The sequence below is a fragment of the Endozoicomonas sp. SESOKO4 genome, from assembly GCF_024606275.1.
The window spans coordinates 1-5,332 of the sequence record NZ_JAHHPS010000281.1 but is presented as its reverse complement, the minus strand read 5'-3'; the positions used below and the strand labels follow the sequence as shown (position 1 = coordinate 5,332).

At 48.7% G+C, this 5,332-nt stretch carries 7 protein-coding genes; 6 read left to right on the top strand and 1 reads right to left on the bottom strand.

The features are described from left to right. Nucleotides 1–185 precede the first annotated feature (185 nt). The 6 genes from KDK16_RS05330 to ilvN all read left to right on the top strand — a co-directional run bounded on the left by KDK16_RS05330 (nucleotide 186) and on the right by ilvN (nucleotide 4,728). Nucleotides 186–404 (top strand): type II TA system antitoxin MqsA family protein, encoded by a 219-nt coding sequence (locus KDK16_RS05330; RefSeq protein ID WP_306670732.1) that lies wholly within the window; start codon nucleotides 186–188, stop codon nucleotides 402–404. A 207-nt stretch (nucleotides 405–611) separates the two neighbouring features. Further along, nucleotides 612–935, top strand: coding sequence for a type II toxin-antitoxin system RelE/ParE family toxin (locus tag KDK16_RS05325; RefSeq protein WP_257275027.1), 324 nt, complete (start codon nucleotides 612–614; stop codon nucleotides 933–935). Then, complete coding sequence (locus tag KDK16_RS05320) at nucleotides 932–1,231, top strand: helix-turn-helix domain-containing protein (RefSeq protein ID WP_257275026.1); 300 nt, start codon at nucleotides 932–934, stop codon at nucleotides 1,229–1,231. The genes KDK16_RS05325 and KDK16_RS05320 overlap by 4 nt, the downstream gene beginning before the upstream one ends. Before the next feature lie 208 nt (nucleotides 1,232–1,439). Beyond that, on the top strand, nucleotides 1,440–1,736 hold the full coding sequence (locus KDK16_RS05315) for a hypothetical protein (RefSeq protein WP_257275025.1): 297 nt from the start codon (nucleotides 1,440–1,442) through the stop codon (nucleotides 1,734–1,736). A 782-nt stretch (nucleotides 1,737–2,518) separates the two neighbouring features. Continuing rightward, nucleotides 2,519–4,237, top strand: a complete 1,719-nt coding sequence (locus KDK16_RS05310) for an acetolactate synthase 3 large subunit (RefSeq protein ID WP_257275024.1) — start codon at nucleotides 2,519–2,521, stop codon at nucleotides 4,235–4,237. After that, on the top strand, nucleotides 4,237–4,728 hold the full coding sequence (gene ilvN / locus KDK16_RS05305; protein ID WP_257275023.1) for an acetolactate synthase small subunit: 492 nt from the start codon (nucleotides 4,237–4,239) through the stop codon (nucleotides 4,726–4,728). The genes KDK16_RS05310 and ilvN overlap by 1 nt, the downstream gene beginning before the upstream one ends. Nucleotides 4,729–4,863: 135 nt before the next feature. Here ilvN and KDK16_RS05300 read toward each other — a convergent pair. Further along, a partial coding sequence (locus tag KDK16_RS05300) for a hypothetical protein (RefSeq protein WP_257275022.1) occupies nucleotides 4,864–5,332 on the bottom strand: 469 nt, incomplete at its 5' end.

The following is a 5,332-nucleotide window of genomic DNA, read 5'->3' as shown; positions in this document are numbered from 1 at the left end:
GAGTGACAGGGTGGTGATTATCTTGAATACTTACTTTTACCACTAAATGTAAGTAATTTCTGGCAGAATATTGAAAAAGCTTTAACTCATTGATTTAATTGAATTACTTTTATCAAATAAAACTGTGTTTCAATAAATACCCCATCTGATATACCCTAAAAAACCTCACAGTAGCAGGAGCTTCTTTGCTGGGGCTTTTCTTGAGTCAGGAATATTTCGAGGAATTTGCGAATGTCCGTAAAAAGCTGACTCTTGACCAGAAAGAGGCCGGAGAGATGTTTGGTGGAGGGGTTAACGCATTTTCCCGATACGAAAATGGCAAAACCAAACCACCACTTTCACTGGTAAAACTGTTCAGACTGCTGGACAATCATCCAGAGCTATTGTCTGAAATTCGTAGCTGAAATACTGACTTACTCAAACCCATCAACCGCCCAAAAAACGAAGCATTTCTCACAGTCTCTACCGCCTGCTCAGCAGGCAGATCAGTGGTCATCTGTTTGAAAGTTTCAGCATCCCCGGTCTCCTCCATATATTGCAGCAAGCAGGCTCTTCACAAATATCAGGGAACTATTTCTTGCAAGAGTTATCAAGTATGATAACCTTTCTGTATGAAGTGGCGAATTACGTTTTACAGCAAGAAGGTAGAGGAAGAGACCCTGAGCTTCCCCGAGGGAATCTTGGCTAACTTCATCCATCTAGCTGAAATGATTGAAGAATTTGGCCCTGCTTTGGGCAAGCCATATACAGCTCCAATGGGTGATGGTCTCTTCGAGATCAGAGCAAAAGGCAAAGAAGGCATAGGTCGTTCTCTGTTTTGTCAGGTCAAGGGGCAAGAGGTCATCATCCTCAACTCCTACATCAAGAAAACACAGAAAACGCCTAAAAAAGAGCTGGATCTTGCCAAAAAGCGGATGAAGGAGGTCAAAAAATGACAAGACCAACATTTTCTGATTTCAAGAAAAAAGCTCTTGAAAATCCAAAAGTGAGGGCAGAGTACGAAGAGCTTGAGCTTGCTTATGAATTACGTAAGCAGCTTATTGCCCTTCGTAAAGAAGCAGGCTTAACCCAGGAAGAACTGGCTGAAATTCTGCATACGCAAAAAAGTAATATTTCACGCTTGGAGAATGTAAATTCTAAAACATCTCCAAAGTTGTCAACTATCGAAGATTATGCAAAGGCGATTGGGTATAAAGTAAAAATCAGTTTTGTGCCACAAGCTGCAACATAACAACTCTTCCAGTTCTTTCCGAGGCTGCGCCCCTCAACCCGACGACGTCATTGGCGGTGAGGCTGAACCAGACATTATGTTACCAGCCGATCAGAATGTCCCTGAGTAGGCATTATGTTTCCAACCGATAAGGATGTCCCTGAGTAGGTATGTTAGGTGTCTCCGTGCAATCTCTCAATATCTGCTATGCTGACTGCTTTCACAATAAATGATAACGAAACGCGGTATGTCACTGGAGCATCGTGCAGGGAGACTTGAATCCTATTTTGAATCGCTGGATAACGCCGTACACCGGCTCATCGAGATTACCGGGGAAACACATAAGATTGTAATGGAAAACCAGCGGGAAAATGGCTTGCGCTTTGCACAGCATGACCGTGAACTCTCAGAAATTAAAACTGCCATTGGTGCTCTTACTGAAGCCACCCATGCAGGCTTTAAACGTAGCGACGAAAAAATAGAACAGTTAGAATTACTCATCCGTCAACGCCTCCCCAACAACTAACACGCCACCCAATGATAAAATCCGGTGGATTGCCTGTTGGCAACCACTGATTTAAAGGCTATGCCGCTGAATCGAGTCTTGTCAGTCTTCCATGTAACTGAACAAGGTTATTGAACTTCTGTCCCCAATACGATTTGGAATCATCCTTCACCCTGCCCGATTTCATGTAATAAAACGGGTTCCCTCTATCATGCTTATCTAAGAATTCCAGTAACACTCTGCGAGTGGTCGTTCTGCTGACGATCACTATGAAAATGGGCATGGCTACGTTCTCAGACTATAAGATAAGACGACGCTGAGGTTGGACGTTCGCTGTCGTTCGAGTCTGGATGTTGAGCTAAAGCCAGAGGGTGAGTGACAGGGTGGTGATTATCTTGAATACTTATCCTTACCACTAAAATGTACGCAATTTCCGTAATTCTGCTACGTTCCGCTATTGACTCTGCTCCAGTGAAGGTAAAGAATGTGTCCTCCCGGGGCTACCTAATCAGGTGAATTCGGGGGTTTATGCGACAATCCGGGGGACTTATCCATTCCCTGATCAGAGCATTCCTTGGAATGCTGGCAGATGAGCCTTGCCGGGCGTCATGTGCCAGATTCCTGACCCTACCCATACAGGAATGTTGAGGCCTTGAGTACAGCGTTTGTTGCTTTGTACGCTGTGAAAAAAGAGAGGCCGGAGTCCCTAACCGCTCAGGCAGCATGGGCTGTTCATGAGCATTAGCTCAACGGCGTCAAGCCGATTCATTTCTAATAATTAGTACTGCCGAGGGTAAGCAAACGTGGAGCTTTTATCCGGCGCGGACATGGTGGTCCGTTCGTTGGCTGATGAAGGGGTAGAGTATATATACGGGTATCCTGGTGGAGCCTTGTTGCACGTCTACGACGCGATCTTCAGACAAAAAGCCGTTACCCATATTCTGGTGCGCCATGAACAGGCAGCTACCCATATGGCTGACGGCTATGCTCGGGCTACAGGTAAGCCCGGAGTTGCGCTGGTGACATCAGGACCAGGCGCTACCAATACGATCACTGGTATTGCCACCGCCTATATGGATTCTATTCCCATGGTGGTGATTTCGGGTCAGGTACCGTCCGGCTTTATCGGGACTGACATGTTCCAGGAAGTGGATATGGTGGGTATCTCCCGACCTATCGTCAAGCACAGCTTCCTGGTGAAGAAAGCTGAAGATATTCCAGAGGTTATCCGCAAGGCTTTCCATCTTGCCCAGACCGGGCGGCCAGGTCCTGTGGTGGTTGATATTCCCAAGGACATTACCGACCTGACAAAGAAATACGAGTACAAGTACCCGGAAAAGGTCAAAATCCGTTCTTACAACCCGCCTGCCAAGGGTCATAACGGGCAGATTCGCAAAGCGGTTGAACTGCTGATGAAAGCTCGCAGACCGGTTATTTATGCCGGTGGTGGTGTGGTTTTGGGACAGGCATCAAAGTTACTGACAGAACTGGCCAGAAAGCTGGACGTGCCTGTCACCAATACTTTGAACGGTCTGGGGAGTTTCCCGGGGTCTGATCGTCAGTTTGTCGGAATGCTGGGAATGCATGGCAGCTATTGTGCCAACAAAACCATGCATCAATCCGACCTGATTCTGGCGGTGGGTGCCCGTTTTGATGACCGGGTGACCAATAATACTGAAAAGTTCTGTCCGGACGCCAAGATCATCCATATAGATATAGATCCGGCCAGCATTTCCAAAAATGTTGTGGCCGACATCCCCATCGTGGGACCGGTCGATGCTGTTCTGGAAAACATGCTCTCTCAGTTAGACGAGTATCAGGGTTCTCAGGACAATGCCGCTCGGGCAGAATGGTGGGCAAGCGTTGATTCCTGGAGAGAAAAAGGCCTGTTTACTTATGAGAAAGCTGACGACATTCTCAAGCCCCAGCAGGTGATTGAGTCTCTTTATCAAGTTACCAAAGGTGATGCCTTTGTGACCACCGACGTAGGTCAGCATCAGATGTTTGCTGCCCAGCACTATCGTTTTAACAAGCCGAATCGCTGGATCAGCTCCGGTGGTCTTGGCACCATGGGTTACGGCCTGCCAGCGGCCATGGGTATCAAATTGTCCTTCCCTGAGGAACAGGTGGCCTGTGTGACCGGTGAAGGCAGTATCCAGATGAATATTCAGGAACTGTCAACCTGCCTGCAATATGATTTGCACCTGAAGGTGATTAACATCAACAACCAGGCGCTGGGTATGGTACGACAGTGGCAGGATATGCAGTACGACAGCCGTTACTCACACTCCTACATGGAGTCTCTGCCTGACTTCGTTAAACTGGCAGAGTCTTATGGACATATAGGTATAAGGGTCACTCGCCCGGAGGAGCTGCTGCCTGCGATGGAAAAAGCCTTTTCTCTGGAAGATCGTCTGGTATTTATGGACATTCAGGTTGATCCCAATGAGCATGTCTATCCGATGCAAATCAAGGATGGCGGCATGTGTGACCTCTGGCTCAGCAAGACGGAGAGAACCTGATGAGACGGATTATCTCTGTACTGGTAGAAAACGAGCCGGGCGCCTTGTCACGTATTGTCGGGTTATTTTCCCAGCGTAATTACAACATTGAAACCCTGACCGTTGCGCCTACTGAAGATGAGACGTTGTCTCGTCTGACAGTGACCACTTCCGGTAATCCACAAGTGATTGAGCAGATCACCAAGCAGCTCAACAAGCTGATTGATGTCGTTAAGCTGGTGGATTTGACCGAAGGCCATCATGTTGAACGTGAACTGATGCTCATTAAGGTACGTGCAAGCGGCCCACTGAGAGCTGAAGTAAAACGCACTGCGGACATCTTCAGGGGGCAGATAGTCGATGTCACCAGCTCGGTTTATACCATTCAGCTGGCCGGTACCCAGGACAAACTGGATGGCTTTATTGCCGCTATCGGTCAGACTCAGGTGCTGGAAGTGGTTCGTAGTGGTACTACGGGTATCGCTCGCGGCGAGAAAGTTTTGAGTTTGTAACGCTTTTATTAACTCCTTTCTTACTGATACCTCTTCGGCTCTGACCGGAGAGGTGTTGTGTTCCACAGGGCTCCGGCGTTTGGGCAGACCATCCCGCATGGTCACGGCTGGACATCCTCGCCGATTATGATAAGGTCACAAGTTTGCTGCCCGGCTGTGGTATCTGGATTTGTGATCCTGCAGAGCTCTGGCATTTCTGCAGAGTTTCCCGCATGGCCGGGGCTGGCCATCCTCGCTGATTATGGTCTCGTCACAGGTTTGTTGCCCGGTGTGGTATCTCAATCTATGATCGCTCAGTGCTCTGGCATTTGTGAGGATAGCCCCGCATGGCCGCAGCTGGCCATCCTCGCAGATTAGGGTCTCGTCACAGGTTTGTTGCCAGCTGTGGCAGCTGCTTCTGTGAACTGACAGGGCTCTGGCATTTGGGCAGACCCTCCCGCATGGCCGCAGCTGGCCATCCTCGCCGATTACGGTCTCGTCACAGGTTTGTTGTCCGCTGTGGTGTCTGCTTCTGTGAATCGTCAGGGCTCTGGCATTTGGGCAGACAACCCCGCATGGCCGCCGCTGGCCATCCCGACCGATGACGGTCTCGCCACAGGTTTGT

Coding starts and splice junctions, on each gene's coding strand:
- KDK16_RS05325 (WP_257275027.1), top strand. CDS start 612: ATGAAGTGGCGAATTACGTTTTACAGCAAGAAGGTAGAGGAAGAGACC.
- KDK16_RS05320 (WP_257275026.1), top strand. CDS start 932: ATGACAAGACCAACATTTTCTGATTTCAAGAAAAAAGCTCTTGAAAAT.
- KDK16_RS05315 (WP_257275025.1), top strand. CDS start 1,440: ATGATAACGAAACGCGGTATGTCACTGGAGCATCGTGCAGGGAGACTT.
- ilvN (WP_257275023.1), top strand. CDS start 4,237: ATGAGACGGATTATCTCTGTACTGGTAGAAAACGAGCCGGGCGCCTTG.